The 21,589-nt window shown below is 70.9% G+C and carries 20 protein-coding genes and 1 other RNA gene; 6 read left to right on the forward strand and 15 right to left on the reverse strand.

The window, feature by feature from the left end:
* Positions 1-20: 20 nt before the first annotated feature.
* The 5 genes from FJ108_00240 to FJ108_00260 all read right to left on the reverse strand — a co-directional run bounded on the left by FJ108_00240 (position 21) and on the right by FJ108_00260 (position 5,588).
* Positions 21-812 carry a glycosyltransferase gene (locus tag FJ108_00240; protein ID MBM4334326.1) on the reverse strand — a complete coding sequence of 264 codons (792 nt, stop codon included), beginning with the start codon at positions 810-812 and terminating at the stop codon, positions 21-23.
* Between the two features lie 23 nt (positions 813-835).
* Positions 836-1,513, reverse strand: a complete 678-nt coding sequence (locus tag FJ108_00245; protein MBM4334327.1) for a hypothetical protein — start codon at positions 1,511-1,513, stop codon at positions 836-838.
* A 194-nt stretch (positions 1,514-1,707) separates the two neighbouring features.
* The gene (locus FJ108_00250) at positions 1,708-3,456 is read right to left on the reverse strand and encodes an ABC transporter ATP-binding protein/permease (GenBank protein MBM4334328.1); all 1,749 of its coding nucleotides are present in this window, start codon (positions 3,454-3,456) and stop codon (positions 1,708-1,710) included.
* Positions 3,457-3,603: 147 nt separating this feature from the next.
* On the reverse strand, positions 3,604-4,446 hold the full coding sequence (locus tag FJ108_00255; protein MBM4334329.1) for a hypothetical protein: 843 nt from the start codon (positions 4,444-4,446) through the stop codon (positions 3,604-3,606).
* Positions 4,447-4,463: 17 nt separating this feature from the next.
* Positions 4,464-5,588: a nitronate monooxygenase gene (locus tag FJ108_00260; protein MBM4334330.1), complete on the reverse strand. Its 1,125-nt coding sequence runs from the start codon at positions 5,586-5,588 to the stop codon at positions 4,464-4,466.
* 47 nt (positions 5,589-5,635) lie between these two features.
* Between FJ108_00260 and FJ108_00265 the strand changes: the two genes are divergently transcribed.
* The 3 genes from FJ108_00265 to FJ108_00275 are packed head-to-tail and all read left to right on the forward strand — an operon-like array spanning position 5,636 to position 10,831.
* Complete coding sequence (locus tag FJ108_00265; protein MBM4334331.1) at positions 5,636-6,511, forward strand: hypothetical protein; 876 nt, start codon at positions 5,636-5,638, stop codon at positions 6,509-6,511.
* Between the two features lie 22 nt (positions 6,512-6,533).
* Complete coding sequence (locus FJ108_00270; protein MBM4334332.1) at positions 6,534-9,917, forward strand: carbamoyl-phosphate synthase large subunit; 3,384 nt, start codon at positions 6,534-6,536, stop codon at positions 9,915-9,917.
* A gap of 17 nt (positions 9,918-9,934) precedes the next feature.
* On the forward strand, positions 9,935-10,831 hold the full coding sequence (locus FJ108_00275) for an alpha/beta fold hydrolase (GenBank protein ID MBM4334333.1): 897 nt from the start codon (positions 9,935-9,937) through the stop codon (positions 10,829-10,831).
* On the opposite strand, the gene FJ108_00280 is transcribed toward FJ108_00275, so the two are convergent.
* Positions 10,828-11,652: an enoyl-CoA hydratase/isomerase family protein gene (locus tag FJ108_00280; protein ID MBM4334334.1), complete on the reverse strand. Its 825-nt coding sequence runs from the start codon at positions 11,650-11,652 to the stop codon at positions 10,828-10,830. The two genes, FJ108_00275 and FJ108_00280, sit on opposite strands and share 4 nt — an antisense overlap.
* Positions 11,653-11,684: 32 nt before the next feature.
* A complete protein-coding gene (locus FJ108_00285) occupies positions 11,685-13,013 on the reverse strand; it encodes a hypothetical protein (protein MBM4334335.1) in 1,329 nt (442 codons plus the stop codon).
* 113 nt (positions 13,014-13,126) lie between these two features.
* On the opposite strand from FJ108_00285, the gene FJ108_00290 reads away from it, so the two are divergent.
* A complete protein-coding gene (locus FJ108_00290) occupies positions 13,127-13,549 on the forward strand; it encodes a hypothetical protein (protein ID MBM4334336.1) in 423 nt (140 codons plus the stop codon).
* A 5-nt stretch (positions 13,550-13,554) separates the two neighbouring features.
* Here the strand turns inward: FJ108_00290 and ssrA are convergent.
* Positions 13,555-13,913, reverse strand: a transfer-messenger RNA (tmRNA) gene (ssrA, locus tag FJ108_00295).
* A gap of 66 nt (positions 13,914-13,979) precedes the next feature.
* Between ssrA and FJ108_00300 the strand changes: the two genes are divergently transcribed.
* Together FJ108_00300 and FJ108_00305 are read left to right on the forward strand one after the other, a co-directional pair.
* The gene (locus FJ108_00300; protein MBM4334337.1) at positions 13,980-15,128 is read left to right on the forward strand and encodes a class I SAM-dependent rRNA methyltransferase; all 1,149 of its coding nucleotides are present in this window, start codon (positions 13,980-13,982) and stop codon (positions 15,126-15,128) included.
* Positions 15,125-15,772 carry a TVP38/TMEM64 family protein gene (locus FJ108_00305; GenBank protein MBM4334338.1) on the forward strand — a complete coding sequence of 216 codons (648 nt, stop codon included), beginning with the start codon at positions 15,125-15,127 and terminating at the stop codon, positions 15,770-15,772. Before FJ108_00300 ends, FJ108_00305 begins: the two co-directional genes overlap by 4 nt.
* Here the strand turns inward: FJ108_00305 and FJ108_00310 are convergent.
* The 7 genes from FJ108_00310 to tsaD all read right to left on the reverse strand — a co-directional run bounded on the left by FJ108_00310 (position 15,755) and on the right by tsaD (position 21,589).
* Positions 15,755-17,017 (reverse strand): matrixin family metalloprotease, encoded by a 1,263-nt coding sequence (locus tag FJ108_00310; protein MBM4334339.1) that lies wholly within the window; start codon positions 17,015-17,017, stop codon positions 15,755-15,757. The two genes, FJ108_00305 and FJ108_00310, sit on opposite strands and share 18 nt — an antisense overlap.
* Positions 17,014-17,484, reverse strand: coding sequence for an SsrA-binding protein SmpB (smpB, locus tag FJ108_00315; GenBank protein ID MBM4334340.1), 471 nt, complete (start codon positions 17,482-17,484; stop codon positions 17,014-17,016). Before smpB ends, FJ108_00310 begins: the two co-directional genes overlap by 4 nt.
* A gap of 11 nt (positions 17,485-17,495) precedes the next feature.
* Entirely contained in the window at positions 17,496-17,843 is a 348-nt protein-coding gene (locus FJ108_00320; protein ID MBM4334341.1) for an aspartate 1-decarboxylase, read from the reverse strand.
* Positions 17,843-18,709, reverse strand: coding sequence for a pantoate--beta-alanine ligase (locus FJ108_00325; GenBank protein ID MBM4334342.1), 867 nt, complete (start codon positions 18,707-18,709; stop codon positions 17,843-17,845). The genes FJ108_00320 and FJ108_00325 overlap by 1 nt, the downstream gene beginning before the upstream one ends.
* Positions 18,693-19,496 (reverse strand): 3-methyl-2-oxobutanoate hydroxymethyltransferase, encoded by an 804-nt coding sequence (gene panB / locus FJ108_00330; GenBank protein MBM4334343.1) that lies wholly within the window; start codon positions 19,494-19,496, stop codon positions 18,693-18,695. Before panB ends, FJ108_00325 begins: the two co-directional genes overlap by 17 nt.
* 213 nt (positions 19,497-19,709) lie before the next feature.
* Positions 19,710-20,678 (reverse strand): ribosomal RNA small subunit methyltransferase A, encoded by a 969-nt coding sequence (gene rsmA / locus FJ108_00335; protein MBM4334344.1) that lies wholly within the window; start codon positions 20,676-20,678, stop codon positions 19,710-19,712.
* Complete coding sequence (gene tsaD, locus FJ108_00340; protein ID MBM4334345.1) at positions 20,555-21,589, reverse strand: tRNA (adenosine(37)-N6)-threonylcarbamoyltransferase complex transferase subunit TsaD; 1,035 nt, start codon at positions 21,587-21,589, stop codon at positions 20,555-20,557. The genes rsmA and tsaD overlap by 124 nt, the downstream gene beginning before the upstream one ends.

The raw sequence follows: 21,589 nt of genomic DNA on the forward strand, positions 1-21,589 counted from the left end.
CCGTTGCACTCTTCGCCGACTCACTCGCCCCTCCAGCGATATCTGTACCAGATCTTCGCGATCTCGAAGAACGCGACGAAGAAATCGACCGGCCGGACCTTCGACCCCGCGACGTCGTGCCAGCGGTCGAGCGGAAGCTCGTAGACGGCTTCGGCGGCGGGCGGGAGCCGTCCTCCCTCTCGCGATCGGATCAGCCGCGCGAGGATCTCGACGTCGAACGTCCAGCCGACCGCGAAGGGGGTCGCGAACAACGCCGCGAGCTCGGGCGTGCGCCGCATCAGCTTCGCGCCGCACTGCGTGTCGTAGATCGGCAGGCCGATCACGTGCGAGACCGCGGTCGCGAAGATGCGGCCCAGGTAGTGGCGCACGCTGCTGCGCCGCACGCTCCGACCGAGCAGCTGCACGCGCGCGCCGAAGACCAGGTCGATCCCCGGCAGACGTGTCAGCACCTCGACGAAGCGCGGGATCTCCTCGAGCGGGGTCGCGAGATCGGCGTCCCAGTAGCCGACGAACTCAACGCTCGAGCCGAACGCGGCGAGGAGCCCTGCGCGAACGGCCTCCGCCTTGCCGACGTTTCGCGGCAGGTCGACGACCGAGAAGGCATCGCGATCGCCCGCCTCCAGCTCGCGCAGAAGCGCGGGCGTCCCATCGCGGCTGCCGTCGTTCACGAGCACGAACCCGACCGAGGGCTCGCGCGCAGCGAAGGCCCGGAACGCGCCCGCGTCCAGGCGCGCGGCCTCGTTGTAGCAGGGGACGACGATCCGGGTGCGACGCGGCGGATTTGCGCCGAGCTTCGCCGGGTCGAGCGTCATCTCGACCCGAGTCTACGCCCGAACTAGCGAGCCGCCACCAGCTGCTTGCGGATCAGTCCCGCCACGAGCAGGCCGCCGAGCAGGTACATCGCCGTCGAGCGGGGCTCCGGAATCGGATTGCTGGGTCGGCCGGTTCCCGAGGCGCCGTCGAAGCCGAGCGCGCTCGAGGTCAGGCTCTGGTAGCGCACGCCGAAGTTGTCGAGATCGACGGCGCTGATCGGGTTCTGGAACGTGAGGGAGAGCGTGATGCCCGTGGACTGCCCGATGGTCAAACCGCCTTTGCGGCCGCCCGTGCAGTTGTTGCGATTGTTGATCACGCACAGATCGACCGAGCCGAAGCCGTTCGGGAACTGACCGCCCAGGTTCACGTTCGCGAACACCGTGCTGTCGACCGACGCGCTGACGATCTCGGGATTCGTGTTGAAACCGAACGCGCTGACTCGTGCCGACTCCCAGAGCACGCTGGTGGTGTTCGTGAGGGTGATGTCCATCACGAGCGTGTTGCCCGAGATCGACGTCACCTCGAAGAGAGCGGATGCGGAGAGACCGGAGACGTCGACGCCCTTGATGTTCCCGCCGAAGTTCACGGTGAAGCTGTCGCCGACACTGTCGACCGTCACCGCGGCGGCACGGCTCGAGAAGCCGGCGAGCCCCGCAACGATCACGACCCCGACCACGGCTCTCTGCAGGAACGTCCGCATGTCCAACTCCATTTCGATTTCGCCGGCGGTTCTTGCTCGACGAACGGGCGATCAGTACCACACCGCCGACCCGCGATACAAGCCCAAGCCACCGAAATCATTGGCTTATTCGGCATTGACATACGGATTCGCATGCCACTGGCAAGATTTGATCCAACCCGCGGCTGTTGCGAGGAATCGCCAGATTCGGCCGGCTAGCCCGCCGGCGCGGTGGCCTCGCCAATAGGTAGGGACACCAGGGCCCCTTCCCCGGTGATCTGCAGCCGGCGCCGGTGGAACCGTTCGATCGCGGTCCGATGCCCGATGCTGACCAGCGTGGTTCCCGGCAGCTCGCTCGCGACCAGGGCGTAGAGGTGCTCCTCGTTCCCGGCGTCCAGGGCGGAGGTGGCCTCGTCGAGGAAGAGCCACTGCGGCCTGTGCAGGAACGCTCGCGCGAAGGCGAGCCTCTGCTGCTCGCCGGGCGAGAGCCGCTGCTCCCAGTGGTCGTGCTCGTCCAGCTTCTCGACCAGGTGGGTGAGCCGGCACTCCGCCAGCCAGCGGCCGATCTCGGTGTCCGGGAAGGCGCCCTCGGCGGACGGGTACGACACCGCGCCGCGCAGGCTGCCGATCGGCAGGTAGGGCTTCTGCGGCAGGAACAGACACCTTTCGGTGTCGGGCCGCTCGATCCGCCCGCGGCCGAACGGCCAGATTCCCGCGAGCGCACGGAAGAGAGTGCTCTTGCCGCTTCCGGACGGGCCGGTCAGCAGCACCGCCTCGCCGCGCGAGAGCTTCGCCTCGACCCCGCGCAGCAGCGTCTCTCCACCGGGAAGCGCCAGTGAGAGCCCCTGCAACACGATGGCATCGCCCGCCCCCTCGGCGAGCTCGATCCCGGCGGTTTCGGGCGCCTGCCCGTGCATGGCCGCGAGCGCGCCGCGGAACGTGATCAAGCGATCGACGGTGGCCTTCCAGTCGGCGATCTCGATGTAGGCTGCGACGAAGAACGAGAGCGCGTCCTGCACCCGGCCGAACGCGTTCGCCGTCTGCGTGAGCGCGCCGAACGTGATCTCCTTCGCAAAGTAGCGCGGAGCCGCGGTCAGGTACGGGAAGAGCACCGCGGCCTGATCGAAGCCGACGGTGAAGGTCCGCAGCCGCTTCTGCCGGCGCATGATCTCCCACCAGTTCCGCCACACGTCGCCGAAGCGATCCGAGAGCCGCCGCGCCTCGTCGCCCTCGCCGCGGTACAGGGCGATCCCCTCCGCGCTCTCCCGCACGCGCACCAGGCTGAAGCGGAAGTCCGCCTCGAAGCGCTGCTGGTTGAAGTTGAGCCGCGGAAGCGGCCGTCCGATCCTGTGCGTGAGCCAGGTCCCGGCGATCGCGTAGGCGAGCGCAGCCCACACCATGTAACCCGGAAGCGCGAGCGAGACGCCCCCCACGCTGAACGAGAACGCGCCCGAGAGCCCCCAGAGGATCGCGACGAACGACGCGAGCGTGACGACCTGCCTCAGAAGCCCGAGCGAGAGCCCGAGACTCTGCTCGACGAACAGGCGCAGATCGTCCGCGATGCGCTGGTCCGGGTTGTCGGTGCCGACGTCGAGCAGCCGCATCCGGTAGTACGCTCGCCCCTCCAGCCAATCGCCCACGTAGCGCTCGGTCAGCCAGCGGCGCCAGCGAATCTGCAACATCTGCTGCAGGTACATGCTGTAGACGGCGGCCGCGATGAAGATCGCGGCGAGGATCGCGAAGCGCAGAAGCAACGCGCCGAAGGCGCTCTGATCGTACTGCTGCAGCGCGTCGAAGAAGTCGCGGTTCCAGGTGTTGAGCTGAACCAGCAGATACACCTGACCGAGGCTCATGCACACGACGACGAGCAGCAGCCCGCGCGCCTTCCAGCGCTCCTCCGAGCTCCAGTACGGAGCCGCCAGGGTCCAGAAGTCGCGAAGGAACGCGCGAAGCTTGGCGGTCATGGGGATCTCCAGGCGAGCGGATCGGTGCGGGGGCGCGAGAGAGTACCGGTTGCGCGCGGCTCGGACAGCCGTTCGGGAGTGGCCGGGGCGCAGATCCGCCCGGCAGTGCGCGCTCGCGGACAGCCGCGCCTCCGGCGCGCGGGGCTCTCAGGAGTACAGCGGCGACGAGGCCTTCATGAAGCGGAGCAGCATGCGCATGCTCGCGACGCCGCGTCCGCCCGCATCGCTCGCGAGCGCGTCGAACCACAGGGTCTCGGTCTTCGGGCTCTGGCCGACCGCCACGACCTGACCCGTCACGGTGTAGGTCTGGTCGAGGAAGACCGGACCGGCCAGGTGCGCGACCTCGATCGCGCCGAACAGGCCGACGGCCTCGCCGACGTGGGGTCGCAGCGCCTTCGTCGGCGGCGCCCAGAGCAGCTCGACCAGCGCGGACGGAGCGGCGATCGGACCGCCGAACGGCGACGGCCCCGTGTACCAGCCGAGCGGGCCACTGCAGAGCCCGCGCTCGATCCGCTCGCGCTGCCGCTCCGGCCCGAGCCGGACCTTCGTCTCGCCGAGCGACGTGCCGGGCGCGAGCCCGCGGAGCATGCGCAGCTCGCCCGGATCGCAGGCGCGCAGGTCCCGCTCGCGAAGCGCCGACTTCGACGCGTCGCCGACCGAGGCGGTTCCCTCGGACACGTCGAGTCCGTCCTCGCGCTTCATCCATATCCGGACCTGCGTCGAGCCGGAGCTCGGCTCCTCGGCGAAGGCGCGCACGGGCTCCCGATCGACGGTGGCGTTCAGGAAGTACAGCGAGAGCGCGCCGTCGCGGAAGAAGCGCTCACCGAAGCAGCCGAGCAGCAGCGGCGGGAACTGGTCCATGTGGATGCTTCCCGCGACGGTTCCGCCGCGGAAGCCGAGCTTTCCGGCGGTCGCGTCGTCGTGGATCGATCCCTTGGCGTCCGCCGACCAGTTCCGGGCCTGTCGCAGCTCGCTCTCGAGAATCGCCATGCTTTCCCCCTCTCGTCTCAGCGCGGCTGAAGCTGCGCGAGTCGCTCGCTCGCCTCGACGTAGCCAAGGACGAGCTCGTAGATCAGCTCGCGGCAGGACTGCACCTCGTGGATCAGCCCGACCGTCTGGCCGATCGGGTTGAACGCGACCGCCTGCGCGTGCGGCGACGAGGCGTAGCGGCCGGTGCGCGCGATCGCGTCCATCGTGACCATTCCCTGCAGCGGCATGCCCAGCGGCTTCGGAGCGTCCTCGCGCTCCCACGCCTCGGTCCAGTCGTTGCGCAGCATCCGGCACGGCTTGCCCGTGAACGAGCGGGTGCGGACCGTGTCTTCGCTGCTGGCGCGCAGGTACGACTCGATCTGCGCGGGCTGCGCCTCGGCTTCCTCGACGGCGAGCCAGAGCGATCCGGTCCAGACTCCCTGCGCGCCGAGCGCGAGCGCCGCGGCGATCTGCGAGCCCGTGCCGATGCCGCCGGCCGCGAGCACCGGAACCGGCGCGACCGCCTCGATCACCTGCGGCCAGAGCACGAGGCTGCCGACATCGCCGGTGTGCCCGCCGCCCTCGGTTCCCTGCGCGATCACGATGTCGACGCCCGCCTCGCGGTGGCGCACGGCCTGGTGCACGCGCCCGCAGAGCGCGGCGACCAGCCGGCCGCTGCGGTGGACCAGATCGATCACGTCGGCCGGCGGCGTGCCCAGCGCGTTCGCGATCAGCCGGACCTTGTCGTGCTTCAGCGCGACCTCGAGCTGCGGCGCCGCCGTGGCGCCGGTCCAGCCGAGCAGCTCGCGCGCGCGGTTCTCGGGCGGCAGCTCGGGAACTCCGTGATCCGCGAGGAGCTTCGCCGCGAACTCGCGGTGGCGCGCGGGGATCAGCGAGCGAAGGTGGGCCTCGAGCTTGGCCGGGTCGATCTCGCCCTGCCCTTCGTACTTCTGCGGGATCACCAGATCCACGCCGTAGGGCCGGTCGCCGATGTGCTCGTCGATCCAGCGGCACTCGATCTCGAGCTGTCCCGGCGTGAAGCCCACCGCACCCAGCACCCCGAACCCGCCCGCCTGCGAGACGGCGGCGACCACGTCCCGGCAGTGACTGAAGGCGAAGATCGGGAACTCGATGCCCAGTCGATCGCAGAGCTCGGTGTGCAAAGGGAGGCCCTCCAAATTGAGAGGTGATCCTACGATAGAATGGCCGCGTGCCGCTCGATTCCTTGAGCGTCGGGATCTCCGGCGAGCCGCTGCGCAGCGCGATCGACGCGCGCTGGACGATGGCCTTTTCCGCGGGCCTGGGGGATTCGCGTCCGCTCTACACCGATACGCGTTCCCGGCCGGACGTGCTGGCCCACCCGCTCTTCCCGGTCTGCTTCGAATGGCCCGCCTTCCTGTCGACGCGGCACCTGCCCGTCGGGGAGCGGCTCTCCTCCGAGGAGCGTGTTCGCGGCGTGCACGCCTCGCACGACCTGGTGCTGCACGCGCCGCTTCGCGCGGGGATGCAGCTCGAGACGCGCGCCTGCATCAGCCGCGTCGAACGCCGTCCGTCCGGAGCGTTCCAGGTCGTGAGGCTCGAGACGCGCGAGCTCTCGGGCGAGCCGGTCTGCACGACCTGGTACGGCTCGCTGTTCCGCGGCGTCGAAGTGGAAGGCGGCGATCGCGCGCTCGGCGACGAGCCGCAGGCCCCCGCGCCGATCTCACCTGCGGCCGAGCCGGCCTGCGAGCTCGAGATCCCGGTCGCCGCGAACGCGTCGCACGTCTACACGGAGTGCGCGCGGATCTGGAATCCGATCCACACCGACGCCGCGGTCGCCGCACGCGCGGGCCTGCCCGGGATCATCCTGCACGGGACGGCCACGCTCGCGCTCGCCGTCGGCGCGGTCGTCGACCGAGTGCCGGGCCTCGACCCCGAGCGGGTCGCACGGGTCGCCGGCCGCTTCGGCGCGATGGTGCGGCTTCCCCAGACCCTGGGACTTCGCATCTTCGCGGCCGAGCCCGACGGCTCGACCCGCTTCGAGGTGCGCACCGCGACCGGCGAGCCCGCGCTGCGCAACGGACTCGTCTCCCCGCGTCTGCGATGATCGCGATCCCGGGGGAGCGGCGATGACCATCACGAGCCTTCTGATCGCAAACCGTGGCGAGATCGCGATCCGCATCGCGCGCGCGGCCGCCGAGCGCGGCCTGCGCACGGTCGCGGTCTACTCCGAGGACGACGCACGCTCGCTGCACGTCCGCCGCGCGGACCAGGCGCGCTTGCTCCGCGGCAGCGGCGCCGCGGCGTACCTCGACATCGCGCAGCTCGTGGCGATGGCTCGCGAAGCGGACTGCGACGCGATCCACCCCGGCTACGGATTCCAGGCCGAGAACCCCGCCTTCGCGATCGCCTGCGCCGAGGCGGGGATCCGCTTCGTCGGGCCACGGCCCGACGTGCTCGCGGCCTTCGGCGACAAGGCTCGCGCTCGCATGCTCGCGCGGAGCTGCGGCATTCCGGTGCTGCCCGGCACGGAAGGCCCGGCCGATCTCGACCAGGCGCTCGAGTTCCAGCGCCGACACGGCGCGGTGATGATCAAGGCGATCGCCGGCGGCGGCGGGCGCGGAATGCGCGCGGTCCGCAGCGCGGCGGAGCTCGAGGCCGCGTATCCGCGCTGCCGCTCCGAGGCGAAGAGCGCCTTCGGAAACGACGAGGTGTATCTCGAAGCGCTCCTGCCACGCGCGCGCCACGTCGAGGTGCAGATCGCGGGCGACGGCTCGGGCGCGGTGGTGCACCTGTGGGAGCGCGAGTGCAGCGTGCAGCGGCGCAACCAGAAGCTGGTCGAGATCGCGCCGAGCCCGGGCTTGGACAAGGCGCTTCGCCAGCGCCTGCTCGATGCCGCGGTGCGCCTCGGCGAGGCCGCGCGCTTCGACAACCTGGGCACGATCGAGTTTCTCGTCGATCTGGACGCGCGGCCGGGCGAGCCCGGCTTCGCCTTCATCGAGGCCAACGCGCGCTTGCAGGTCGAGCACACGGTGACCGAGGAGGTGACGGGAATCGACCTCGTCCACGCCCAGCTCGGCCTGGCCGCGGGACGCACGCTCGCCGAGCTCGGGCTCGATCGAGCCTGCTCCGACGAGCCGCGCGGCTTCGCGCTTCAGGCGCGGATCAACGCGGAGACCATGGGGCACGACGGAACCACGAGGCCGTCCGGCGGTACGCTCACCGCGTTCGAGCCGCCGTCGGGACGCGGCCTGCGCGTGGATGCCTGCGGCTACGCGGGCTACACGACGAATCCCCGCTTCGACTCGCTCCTCGCCAAGCTCGTGGTGCGCTCGCCGTCCGCCGACTTCGCGGACGCGCTCGCGCTCGCGTATCGCGCGCTCGGCGAGTTCCGGATCGAAGGCCTGGCCACGAATCTGGCGTTCCTGCAGAGCCTGCTGTCCCGGCGGGAGCTCGCGGCCGGCGGGATCAGCACGCGCTTCGTCGAGGATCACGCGGCCGAGCTCGTCTCCGGCCAGAGCCGCGCCGAGCAGCAGCGCTTCTTCGCGGCGATTCCGGCGGCGGCGCCGGTCGCGGGTCTTGCGGGCGCGCGGGTCGACGCGCGCGATCCGCTCGCGGTACTCGATTACGGCAAGGCGCGCGCCGCGACTCCTGAGGCCGCCACCGTCACCGAGCCGCCGCCCGAGGGGCTGCTCGAAGTGCGCGCTCCGCTCCAGGGCACGATCGTGTCCGTCGACGTGAGTGAGGGCGAGATGGTCGCCGCGGGTCATCCGCTTCTCGTGATGGAAGCGATGAAGATGGAACACGTCGTCGAGGCCGAGAGCGGCGGCGTGGTGCGGCGCATCGAGGTGGCGAAGGGCGACGCGGTCTTCGCGGACCGCGTTCTGCTGCGCATGGAGCCCTCGGACGTCGCGCCTTCCAGGAGCGAGCAGACCCGAGCGATCGACCTCGAGCACGTCCGGCCGGATCTCGCCGAGGTGCTCGACCGACACGCGGTCGGTCAGGACGACGCGCGGCCCGACGCGGTCGAGCGGCGGCGCAAGACCGGCCAGCGCACCGCGCGCGAGAACGTGATGGACCTCTGCGATCCGGGCACGTTCGTCGAATACGGCCCGCTCGTGATCGCAGCGCAGCGTCGCCGCCGCACGCTCGAAGACCTGATTGCACGCACGCCCGCCGACGGTCTGGTCGGGGGGATCGGCGCGGTGAATTCTGCGCTCTTCGGCGAGTCCGCCGCGCGCTGCGTTCTGATGTCGTACGACTACACGGTGCTCGCCGGCACGCAGGGCATGCAGAACCACCGCAAGAAGGACCGCATGTTCGAGCTGGCCGAGAAGTGGCGCCTGCCGCTGGTCTTCTTCACCGAGGGCGGGGGCGGCCGGCCGGGCGACACCGACGCGCTAGGCGTGGCGGGCCTGGACTGCATGGCGTTCCACTACTTCGGCGGGCTGTCGGGGCTGGTGCCGCTGGTCGGGATCACCTCGGGTCGCTGCTTCGCCGGAAACGCCGCCCTGCTCGGCTGCTGCGACGTCGTGATCGCGACGCAGGGCTCGAACATCGGCATGGGCGGCCCGGCCATGATCGAGGGCGGCGGGCTCGGCGTGTTCCGCCCCGAAGAGGTCGGCCCGCTCGACGTGCAGGTGCGAAACGGCGTGGTCGACATCGCGGTCCGCGACGAGGCCGAGGCCGTGCAGGTCGCGAGGAAGTACCTGTCGTACTTCCAGGGTGCGCTCCCCGACGGGGCTTGCGCCGATCAACGCGAGCTCCGCGCGATCATCCCCGAGAACCGATTGCGCATCTACGACGTGCGGCGCGTGATCGAGACGCTCGCCGACAGCGATTCGGTGCTCGAGCTCCGGCGCGGCTTCGGCCCGGGGATGGTCACGGCGCTGGCGCGAATCGACGGCCGGCCGATCGGCGTGATCGCGAACAATCCGACGCACCTCGCCGGAGCGATCGACAGCGACGGCGCCGACAAGGCGACGCGCTTCATGCAGCTCTGCGACGCGTTCGACCTGCCGCTGCTGTTCCTGTGCGACACGCCGGGGATCATGGTGGGGCCCGAGGCCGAGAAGACGGCGCTGGTCCGACACGCTTCGCGAATGTTCGTGACCAGCGCGAGCCTCTCGGTGCCGTACTTCACGATCGTGCTGCGCAAGGGCTACGGCCTGGGCGCGCAGGCGATGGCGGGCGGGAGCTTCAAGGCGCCGATCTTCACGATCGCCTGGCCGACGGGGGAGTTCGGCGGAATGGGCCTCGAGGGCGCGGTGAAGCTCGGCTACCGCAACGAGCTCGCCGCGCTCGAGAACCCGGCCGAGCGCAAGGCGCTCTACGACCAGATGGTGGAGCGCATGTACCAGCACGGAAAGGCGGTCTCGACCGCGTCGCACTTCGAGATCGACGACGTGATCGACCCGGCCGAGTCGCGAAGCTGGATCACGCGCGCGCTGCGCTCGGTGCCGCCGCCGGCGCCGCGGACCGGCAAGAAGCGCCCCTGCGTGGACACGTGGTGAGCGAGGGCACCGGCGGAATCGAGGCGCTGCGCACGCCGGAGGAGCGCTTCGGGGTGCTCCCGTTCTTTCCCTGGGCGCCGCATTACGTCGAGGACCTGCCCGGCTTTGCGGGGCTGCGCATGCACTACGTCGACGAGGGCCCGCGCGACCCGCGCGACACCTATCTGTGTCTGCACGGCGAGCCGACCTGGTCGTACCTGTACCGGAAGATGCTCCCGGTCTTCCGCGAGGCCGGCGGCCGCGTCGTGGCTCCCGACCTGTTCGGCTTCGGCCGCTCCGACAAGCCGGTCCGCGACGCCGACTACACGTTCGCGTTCCACCGCGAGTCCCTGCTGCGGCTGGTCGAGCGGCTCGACCTGCGCAACGTCACGCTCGTGGTCCAGGACTGGGGCGGGATTCTCGGGCTGACGCTGCCGATGGAGCTGCCCGGCCGCTTCGCGAGCCTGATCGCGATGAACACCGCGCTTCCCGCAGGCCTGTCGCTCGGGCCCGGCTTCGCGGCCTGGAAGAGCTTCGCCGCGCAATTCCACGACGTCCCCGTCGCGGGACTGATCGCGCTCTCCTCGCCGGGCGCGCTGAATCCGTTCGATGCCGCCGCCTACGACGCGCCGTTTCCCGACGCGCGCTACAAGGCGGGAGTGCGCCGCTTCCCGCAGCTGGTTCCGGTCGAGCCCGGCATGGCGGGAATCGAGCACTGCCAGCGCGCGCGCAGGTACTTCGCCGAGGAGTGGCGAGGCCAGAGTTTCATGGCGATCGGCCTGCGAGACCCGGTGCTCGGCAAGCCCGTGATGGAGGAGCTGCGCGCGACGATCCGCGGCTGCCCGACGCCGCTCGAGCTTCCCGAGGCGGGCCACTTCGTGCAGGAGTGGGGCGACGTGGTCGCGCGCGCGGCGCTGGCATCCTTCGCGGGCTAGCGCTTCGGGTGCAACAGCGGAGCGCGCCGCTCCAGCCAGCCGCGCCGCTTCTCGAGCGGGAGCGCCACGTACTCGTTCATCGCCGCGAGCCCCTCGTCGGAGCGCATCGTCGTCATGAACGCCTCGGCCTCGATCACGAGCCCCGCCTCGAGGTGCAGCTCCGATCCCTGGTACACGGAGCGTTTGATCTCGGCCACGGCCACCGGCGAGAGCTCGGCGAGACCCGCGGCGAGCGCGTTCGCGCGCGCCAGCGCGTCGTCGGCGACCTCGTGCACGAGCCCGAACGCGAGCGCCTCTTCTGGCCGGCAGATCCGCCCGCGCAGGATGAAGTCGATCGCGCGGCTCGCACCCAGAAGGCGGGAGAGCCGCTGCGTTCCACTGCCGCCGGGCAGGATGCCGAGCGTGATCTCCGGCAGGCCGATGCGGTGATCGCCCGCCGCGGCGATGCGGATGTCGCACGCGAGCGAGAGCTCGAAGCCGCCGCCCATGGTGTCGCCGTTCAGCGCCGCGATCACCGGCTTTGCCAGATCGCGCAGCGACCCGAGCAGCTCGTGGTAGCCGTGATTCAGGCTGCGGCCGAGCGCCGCAAGCATCGGCCGGTCGCTCGCGAGCTGGGCCAGCTCCTCGACGCTGTAGTGTGTGATGAACTTTCCGCGCATCCCGCCGGTGAGCACGACCGCGCGCACCGACGGGTCGGCCCATTGCCGGATCAGCGTGCCGAGCTCCTGCGTGGCCTCGGCGCAGAAATAGTTCATGGGCGGATTCGTGTACGTCGCCACGACCACCCCGTTCGTCCCTGTCTCGGCACGCCAGAGCTTCACGCACGATCCTCCGCGGGCTTTGCCCGTCTGACTCAGGATACTCGTTCCGCGGCGCGCGAGACCGGCGCTCTCGCCAGCAGCTCGCCGATCCGCGGCAGGTGCTGGCGGCCGATGAAGAGCTCGCCGCCGAGTCGATAGGTGGGAACGTCGAAGACGCCCGCCTCGACGAGCTCCGCGCGAAGCGCTTCGAGCGCCGCGGGGCCCTGCTCGCGCGCGAAGCTATCGAAGCCCGAGGCCGGCGCGCCGACCTCGACGAGGACTCGCGAGAGCGCTTCGAGGTCGTCGAGCTCGAGCGCGCCGCAGAAGTGAAGCTCGAAGACGCGCGTCACGAAGGCGCGTACGAGCGAGTTCGGCTGCCCCGATAGCCAGAGGAGCGCGAGCCCCGCTGGCGTGGAGTCGGCCTCGCGATAGCGATCCTTGAGCTCGAGACCGCGCGCCTCCGCGTAGCGCGCGAGTTCCCGCGCCTGGTACTCCGCACGAAAGCGGCGGTGTCGCGCGCCGCGATCCTCGTCCGCGTCGGGCGCCTCGGGCCGGCGCCGCTGCGCCACCAGGAACGGCTGCCACTCGATCGAGACCCCGAGTTCGTCGGCCAGCGCGCAGGACGGCCCCAGCGCGAGATGCGCCGCGGGGCTCTTGAAGTCGATCGACACGGAGAGGTGTCGGTCGGCTGCGGTCTTCGCGGTCGCGCGAGAATCCGCGGCGCGCTCGTACGCGATGTCCGGGCTCGCCCCCTTTCGCCCGGAGAGCAGCCAGCGGATCCGCGGCAGGTGTTCGCGCCCCCACAGCAGCTCGCCCGCGACCACGTACGAGGGCACGCCGAAGATCCCCGACGCGAAGATCTCGCGCTGGTCGGCATCGTGCGCCGCTCGCCCTTCCCCCGCCGCGTGGGCGCGGAACCCGTCGGTGCGCGCGCCGGACTCGCGCAGCACCGCCTCGATCACCGCGACGTCCTCGATGTCGAGCTCGCGGCGCCAGAAGCGCTCGAAGACCGTGTCCATGTACCGGCGCAGAATCTCCGCGCCCTGCTTCTTCGCCCAGAGCATCCCGATCGCGGCGAGCGACGAGTCCCAGATCTTCGTGGTGCCGCGCACGACCAGACCGCGAAGCGCGCCGTAGCGGCGCGCGTCGCGGTACGCGTAGCGAACCCACGCCCACTGGTCCGAAGAGCGGCGGCTCTCGACCACCTGATCGCGCTCGCCGAGACGAGCGGAGCCGGCAAAGCTCGGGATGTCGAGCGTGAGCGGACGCCAGTCGACCTCGATGCCGAGCTCCTCCGCGAGCGCTCGCGTCGGGCCGATCGCGACGTACGCGTACGGGCTCTTGAAGTCGACGTAGACGATCAGTGGCGCGTTCGAGTCCATCGGCTCGCTCCGAGCCTGACAGATGCCGCCGCCAGCGCCAAGCGCGCCGCAGGATCAAGCACTCGCAGCAGCCCGCCGAACGCATCGATGGATTCAACGAGGAGGCTGCGGAAATGGCCGGAGTGCCGCTCTACTCGATCGCGGGGACCGTCGACGTCACGCACCACCGCGCGGAGAAGGCGCTGGTCTCGACCTGGCACTCGATGACGACGCCGCATTTTCGCGAGGCCCTCGAGCGCGGCCTGAACGAGTGCGGCCGGCTCGGCGCCCCGACCTGGATCGTCGACCTCACCCGCAATCCCGGCGTGCCCTCGCAAGCGGACCTCGCCTGGATCAACACCGACTGCGTCGAGATCGGCCTGCGAAACGGGCTCCGCGCCGTGATCAACGTTCTCGGCACCAGCGCAGTCGCCGCGATGGGCGCCAAGCGCTGGGCAAAGACCGTGAGTGAGAACGGCCTCGGCACGTACGACTGCAAGACCGTCGCCGACGCGCTCGCGCTCGCCGCCGAGGTGGCCTCCGCCAAGAGCGAATAGGGAGTCTGGAGGCGCCGGGAATTGAACCCGGGTCCGAATGGCTTCTTCCGCCCACGTCTACGTGCGTAGCCCCGTGTTTGATTTAGCGATCGGCTTGGCTTCGGTGCTCGCCGGGCCGATCGCGAGTCGGGTGTTTTCTCGTCCGCCTCCCCCCGACGAGGGCTTGGACCAGCCTGCTGGTATGACACCCCCGCGCCTCAGCAGACATCGGGCGCGGGCGTGCTCGTTGCTCTAGGTATTAGCTAGGCAGCGAGAGCGAGAGTGTTGTCGCCAATTAGATTGGCTTTGCCGCAAGTTTTGCGAGGATCCGGCACCTCGGCACGCAGTGAGCGTCCTCGACCATCCGTCGAAACCGATCGCCCCCAAAGAACGTTTGGCATACTAAACGGCCCCCCATGGGCGTCAAGACGACGTCCCCGAGGAGTCTCCAGTGAAGCTCGCGAGCGTCGTGCTGCGTCCCGGCCGCGAGCGGTCGGTCGGTCTCGGGCACCCGTGGGTGCTATCGGGAAGCGTCGAGCGGGTCGAGGGAGATCCGGCGCCCGGCGACGTCGTGCAGGTTCGAAGCGCGGCGGGCACGCGGCTCGGCACCGGCGACTGGGACCCTGTCGCGCAGATCCGCGTGCGCCTGTTCGCCTTCGGCAAGGATGAGATCGACGAGGAAGCCTGGCTCGACAGCGCGATCTCGCGTGCACTTGGCTGGCGAGCTGCGCACCCGCTTCTGCAGGGAACCGACGGCCTGCGGCTCGCGCACGCGGAGGCGGACGGCCTGCCGGGGCTCACGATCGACCGCTACGCGGACTGGCTAAGCGTTCGCGTGGGCACGCCCGCAATGCTGCGCCGCGCGCCGAAGATCGCCGCGATCCTGATCGCGAAGACCGGCGCGCGCGGCATCTGGCTGCGCGCCGAGGGCGCGCCCGGTGCGCTTCTCGCCGGCGAGGTTCCGGCCGAGCCGGTCGCGATCGACGAGCGCGGACGGCGCTATCGGGTCGATCTGCGGCACGGCCAGAAGACCGGCTTCTACCTGGACCAGCGCGATGCCCGCGACCTGTTCGCGCGCCTCGCGAAGGGGACGCGCACGCTCGATCTCTTCGCCCACACCGGGGGCTTCGCGCGCGCGGCGCAGGACGGCGGCGCGGCCGAGGTGGTCGCGGTCGAATCGTCGGAGCAGGCCGCGAGGCTGCTCGAGCAGAACGCGCCGGGCTGCCAGGTGGTGCTGGGGGACGTGAACGAGTTCCTGCGCCGTGAGTCTCGAAGCTTCGATCTGATCTCGGTCGACCCGCCGCCGTTCGCCAAGCGCAAGCGCGACGTCGACGCCGCGTGTCGCGCCTACAAGGACCTGAACCTGCACGCGCTGCGGCGCGCGGCCGACGGAGCGCATCTGCTCACGTTCACCTGCTCGCACCATGTCGAGAGCGAGCTGTTCCGCAAGGTGGTGTTCTCGGCCGCGCACGACGCAGGGCGAGAGGTCCAGCTGCTGGCGCTGCTCGCGGCGCCGCCCGACCACCCGGTCTCGCTGCGCCATCCGCAGGGCGAGTACCTGAAGGGTCTCCTGCTGCGCGTCTCCGGAGCCCCGAGTTGACGCGCCGCCGGATCGAGCGGGCGCTCTCGCTCGCCGTCGTCGCGCTCGGCGCGGGCGGCTTCTACTGGCTGCACGTGCGCTCCGGGCTGGAGTGGAAGCCCGAGGTGCTGCGCGACCACGTCGCCGCGCTCGGCGTCTTCGGCCCGCTCGCCTTCGTCGCGATCATGGCGCTGCGACCGCTGCTCGTGCTGCCTTCGTGGCTGGTGCTCTTCGCTTGCGGGATGCTCTTCGGGCCCTGGCTCGGTGCGCTCTACGGCGCGATCGGCGCGTTCCTCGGCGGCGTGCTGATCTTCGGCATCGCGCGCGCCTTCGGTCGCGACGCGGTGCAGTCGCGGATCGGCGGCGCGCTGCGGATCTTCGACGAGCTCCTCGCCGCACGCGGCGTGCCGTGGCTCGCGCTCTACACCGCGGTGCCGATCTCGCCGCTCACGCCGATCTACGCGAGCGCTGGCGTCTCGCGAATGCCGCTCGCGCCGTTCTGCGGCGCGATCGCGGTCGGGCTGCTGCCGCGCACCAGCGTCTTCACGTTCGCGGGGAGAGCCGCCGCGGAGCCCTCACTGGCGAATCTGGTCGTCGCGGGGGCGATCATCGCGCTCGCGATCGCGCTCACCTGGGGCGCGCGCGGTCTATTCCGGACGTCCTGAGCGAGGCGGCTGCGCGTCGAGCGGCTCGAGCGAGAGCAGCACGAGCTGGAACCAGGGCTGATACAGCGCGAAGTCCCGCGCGTTGCTGTCCGCGATCACGACCAGCACCCAGCCGTCGCGAAGGCGCATCACGTCGGTCTGCTCGGCGCGCTCGCCCCCGCTCGCCAGGATCCGCACGATCGGCTCGCCATCGAGCTCGAAGACCTCCGAGCGGACGTCGTCTCCGCGTGCGCGCGCGCGCGCGGCCAGGAGCGAGACGTGCCCGCCGGGCGTGCCCCGCGACGTCACGACCTGGATCGAGGCGTCGTAGTCCCACGACACGCCGTCCACTGCGATGAACCCGCTCGGCGTGCGGATCACCTGCCACTCGTTCGGGAAGCGGACGGAGAAGCCGTTTCGCGCGTCGCGCATCGCGCCCGCGAGCCTGGGCGGTCCGCGCCGCACCGCGGAGAGGGGCTCCGCGCGCGGCGCGCCAATGTGCGCGAAGACCGCTCCCGGCGGGATGGAGTAGAGGGCGCGGAGCGAGCCCCGATCGTGCTCGGAGAGCGCCTCGATGCGGCGGTCGCCCGCGACCGGGTACATCACGTCGCCGGCGAGCGGGCTGTGCCGACCGGAGACGCCGAGCAGGTGCCCGATCTCGTGCAGCGCGACGGCGCGCACCTGTCGCGGCGTGAGCAGACCGTGCGCGTCGGCGATGAAGAGCGTCGCCTCGCTCGGGGCAAACCTGATCTCGACACGATCCGGTGTCGGACCGGACGCCTCGACGCGACAGCGACCGCGTTCATCCTCCACCACCCCGAGCAGCGCGCCCTCCTCCACCGGCTGCATTCGCGCGACCAGGCGCACCTCGATCGCCGCGTCCTCGCGCCGGAGGGCGCGCTCGAAGCGCAGCGGCGGGCCGATCGCGCGCTCCCAGACGGCGAAGGCGTCGTCGACCGCGGCGACGTAGTCTTCCGCGGGTCGGATCCGCTCGTCGTCGTCGGCGACGTCCGGAAGCTCGGGGGCGAGCGCGAAATAGCGCAGCGGAAACGCGGAGTCCGGCCAGCGGCAGGCGACCAGCGCTTCGGAGCCGTCGGGCAGTCGCTCGCGGTGCATCACCCAGGGCAGGTAGTTCGGCTCGGGCAGCGCTCCCGCTCGCTCGCGGAAGCTCCAGTAGTCGTGCCGATTCGGCTGGTAGTCCGGCCCATCGGTCGAGCAGCCCGCGAGGAGCCAGGCTCCCAGCGCGAGAGCCGCGAGCCGGCTCATCCCCGCCTGGCGCGGCGCCGGACCGCCTGACGCACACGGCGCTCCGATTCACGCGTCGCGATCGACTCGCGTTTGTCGTGCAGCTTCTTGCCGCGCCCGAGTCCCAGCTCGACCTTCGCGCGGCCTTCCTTGAAGTAGAGCTCGATCGGCACGAGCGTCAGGCCCTTCTCGCGCAGGCGTCCGCCGAGTCGATCGATCTCGCGGCGGTGCAGAAGCAGCTTGCGCGGCCGCTCGGGCAGGTGGTTCTCGCGACCCGCATGCGTGTAGGGCGCGATGTGCGCCTTCATCAGGTAGACCTCGCTGCCGCGGACCTGCGCGTAGGCGTCGGAGAGGTTGGCGGCACCGGCGCGGAGCGACTTCACCTCGGACCCGGTCAGCACCATTCCGGCCTCGACGGTCTCGTCGATGTGGTACTGGAAGCGCGCCTTGCGGTTCTTGCAGATCGATTTTCGGGCGGGCTCGGCCAAGCCCCGCCAGCCTAGCGGAGCGCGTTCTGCCCGTCGACGAAGCAGATCCGAGGCTGGTAGGCGCGCGCCTCGTCCGTCGTCATCTGCGCGTAGCTCGCGATGATCACGAGATCGCCCGGCTTCACCAGGTGCGCGGCCGCGCCGTTGATCCCGATCACGCCGCTCCCCGGCTCGCCGTGGATCACGTACGTCGCGAGCCGCGAGCCGTTGGTCACGTCGTAGATCTCGACGCGCTCGTTCGGCAGCAGATCGGCGGCACTCGCGAGCTCCGCGTCGATCGTGATCGAGCCTTCGTACTCGAGGTTCGCCTCGGTCACGGTCGCGCGATGGATTTTCGACTTCATCAGCGTGCGGAGCATCACGGGGCCTCCAGGATCGCGTTGTCGATCAGGCGCGTGCCCTCGAAGCGCACCGCGAGCGCGAGCAGCGAGCGCCCCGCGACCTGGCGCACCGGCTCGAGGCTCTCGGCATCGACGAGCTGCACGTAGTCGATCTCGGCCAGCGGCTCCTTCTCGATCCGCCGCCGCGCCTCCGCGCAGACACTGGCCGCATCGCGCACGCCGGCGCGCACGAGCGCGCGTGCCTCGTGGAGCGCGGCGTTGAGCGCGGTGGCCTGCTGGCGCGCGCGCGAAGAGAGGAACGCGTTTCGCGAGCTCATCGCAAGTCCATCCGGCTCGCGTACGATCGGCCCGCCGATGATCTCGATCCCGAAGCAGAGATCGCGCGTCATGCGCCGGATCACCGCCAGCTGCTGGTAGTCCTTCTCGCCGAAGATGGCCACGTGCGGGCGGGCGGCGTTGAAGAGCCGCGCGACCACCGTCGTCACGCCGCGGAAATGCCCGGGGCGGCTGCTGCCGCAGAGTCCCGCGGTGAGTCGTTCGACCGTCACCCAGGTGGCGTCGCCGCCGGGGTAGATCTCTTCGACCGAAGGCGTGAAGACGACGTCCGTTCCCACCTTGCGCAGGCTCTCGACGTCTCGTGCGAGATCGCGCGGGTAGCGCGCGAAGTCCTCCGCCGGGCCGAACTGCGTGGGGTTCACGAAGATCGACACGACTACGCGATCGGCGAGACGATGGCCCGCCTGCACCAGCGAGAGGTGGCCCTCGTGCAGCGCGCCCATCGTCGGCACGAGCGCGATGCGCCGACCGGAGGCGCGCGTCTCGTCGCTCCAGCGCTGGAGCTCCGCGCAGGTGCGGATCAGCTGTGGCTCAGTACGATTCAGCATCGCCGGGGAACTTCTGGTTGCGGACGTCCTCGGCCCACATCTCGGCCGCGCGGCGCGCGATTTCGCCCAGCGCGACGTACTGGCGCACGAAGCGCGGTGGAGGCGTCTCCGACAGGCCGAGCAGGTCGTGCATCACGAGCACCTGCCCGTCGCAGCCCACGCCGGCGCCGATTCCGATCGTCGGGATCGAGAGCGCCTGCGTCACCTCGCGCGCCAGATCCTTGGGCACGCACTCGAGCACGACCGCGAACGCGCCGGCGGCCTCGACCGCGCGCGCGTCGCGCAACACGCGATCGTGACCGGCGTCGCCGCGGCCCTGCACGCGGAAGCCACCGAACTGGTGCACCGATTGCGGCGTGAGCCCGACGTGGCCCATCACCGGGATCTCCATCCGCGCGATCGCCTCGATCCGGTCGGCGACCCGCTCGCCGCCCTCGAGCTTGACCGCGTGCGCGCCGCCGTCCTTCATCAGCCGGACGGCGCTTTCGACGGCCTGAGCGACACCCGTGTGGTAGCTGCCGAACGGCATGTCGCCGACGACCAGCGCTCGCCGCGCGGCGCGGCTCACCATTCGCGTGTGGTAGACCATCTCGTCTAGCGTCACGGGAAGCGTCGTCTCGTTGCCCTGAACGACGTTGCCGAGGCTGTCGCCCACGAGCAGCACGTCGACGCCGGCCGCATCGAAGATCCGCGCGAAGGCGAAGTCGTACGCGGTGATCATCGCGAGCTTCTCGCCGCGCGCCTTGCGGCGGGCGAGTGCCGGCACGGTGATGCGAGCTTCGTTCATCTTCCACCTCCCGCGGCCCGCATACGAATCGAGCGCCCCGATCCGTGCCGAAGATCGAAAGGCGCTCTCGCGTGCAGACTGCGGACGGCGGCTTCTCGCCCGGCCGTCCTCATCGAACATCGCGCCTTCGGTCTCGGTCCCCGCTCCTGGCGGATTGGGGATCCCAGCTTCCGGGCTCTATCTCGATGCGAACCAGAACCTACGCGGCAGAGCCTACGGGCGAGCTCCCGGGTCTGTCAACGGCGGCGCCGCCGCGAGCACGTCGGAGAGGCGCGCGAACTCGATCTCGTCGAGCGTCTCGCCGCGGCGCTGCGCGTCGATGCCGGCGGCCTGGAGCGCCGTCTCCGCGTTGGGGAACTCGGCGCGAAGCGCGCGCTTGAGCTGCTTTCGACGCTGCTGAAACGCCGCGCGCACCACGCGGCGCAAGAGCCCGGGATCGCTCACGGTCGGCCCGCCGCACCTGGGCTCCAGGACCAGGAAGCTCGAGCGCACCTTCGGCCGCGGCGAGAACTCCTCGGGCGACAGGTCGAGCACGCGCCGCGAAACGGTCCAGAGCCGCGCCCACACCGAGAGCACGCCGTACTCGGGCGTCGCGGGGGCGGCGAGGAGCCGATCGGCGACCTCGGCTTGAAGCATGAACCCCATGCGCCGGAACGGAATCGCGGGCGCGAGCAGGTTGCCGAGCAGCCTTCCCGCGACGCTGTACGGAAGGTTCCCGATCAGGATCACCGGCGCGCCCAGCTCGCGCACGAGTGCCGGGAAGTCGGTCGCGAGCGCGTCGGCCTCGCGAACCTCCACGCTGGCCGGCAGCTCGCCCTCCTCGGCCAGCAGGCGCACGAGCCCGCGGTCGACCTCGAGCGCGATCGTCCTGCGCGCGATGCGCGCGAGCGGGCGCGTGAGCTGACCGGTGCCGGGTCCGATCTCGATCGCCGCGTCGCTCGGCTCTACACCGACGAGCGACACGATCCGACCGGCGAGCTCGGGGCGGCGCAGGAAGTTCTGACCGCGCGCGCGCGAGGGCGCGAGGCCGCGGGACGCGAGTCGGCGCCGCTCGGAGGCTATCGGGACCCCGATCGGCCGACGGGCACGCGCGAGAAGGCCTCGAGGTCGAGCCCGGCCGTGCGGCCCTCGCGCAGCATGCCGTCCGCGACCGCTCCGATCATCGCGGCGTTGTCGGTGCAGAGCGCCAGCGCGGGAAAGCGCGTCTCGATCCCGAGCTCGTCCGCGAGCTCGGCCATCCGCTCGCGAAGCCTCGAGTTCGCCGCGAGCCCGCCGACCAGCGCAAATCGCCTCAGTCCGGTCTCGGCGAGGGCCCGACGGGCCTTCGCCACCAGAACGTCGATCGCCGCCTCCTGGAACGAGGCGCAGAGGTCGCAGATCTCGTCCGCCGAAAGCATCCCACCCGCGAGCGCCTCCAGCCGCGCAGCCTCCAGGGCGACCGCGGTCTTCAGCCCCGAGAAGCTCATCGCAAGCGCTGGCTCGTGCAGCATCGGACGAGGAAATGCGAAGGCATCGGCGCGGCCGCGCCGCGCGTGAAGATCCACCTCGCGCCCGCCCGGATACCCCAGCCCGAGACGCTTTGCGACCTTGTCGAAGGCCTCCCCCGCGGAGTCGTCTCGGGTCTGGCCGAGCAGCCGCGCGCTCGCGAGGGTCTCGACCCAGTAGAGGGCGGTGTGGCCGCCGGAGACGACGAGACCCAGGAACGGCAGAGCGAGCGGGTGCTCGCCGAGCCGCGCGGACGCGAGATGCCCCTCGATGTGGTGCACCGATACGAGCGGCTTGCGCAGGCGGTACGCCAGCGCCTTTGCGAACGAGAGCCCCACCAGAAGCGAGCCGATCAGCCCCGGCCCGGAGGTCACGGCGATCGCGTCGATCTCGTCGAGCGCGACGTTCGAGCGCGCGAGCGCCGCACTCACGGTGGAGTGCAGGTGCCGGACGTGATCGCGGCTGGCGAGCTCGGGAACGACGCCGCCGTACGGAGCGTGCACGGCGTCCTGGCTCTGGACCACCGAGGCCAGCACCTCGACGCCATCGCGAACGACCGCCGCAGCGAGATCATCGCACGACGACTCGAGCGCCAGGATCAGCGCCAT

It is taken from the genome of Deltaproteobacteria bacterium (assembly GCA_016875225.1).
Taxonomy (GTDB): Bacteria; Myxococcota_A; UBA9160; order SZUA-336; family SZUA-336; genus VGRW01.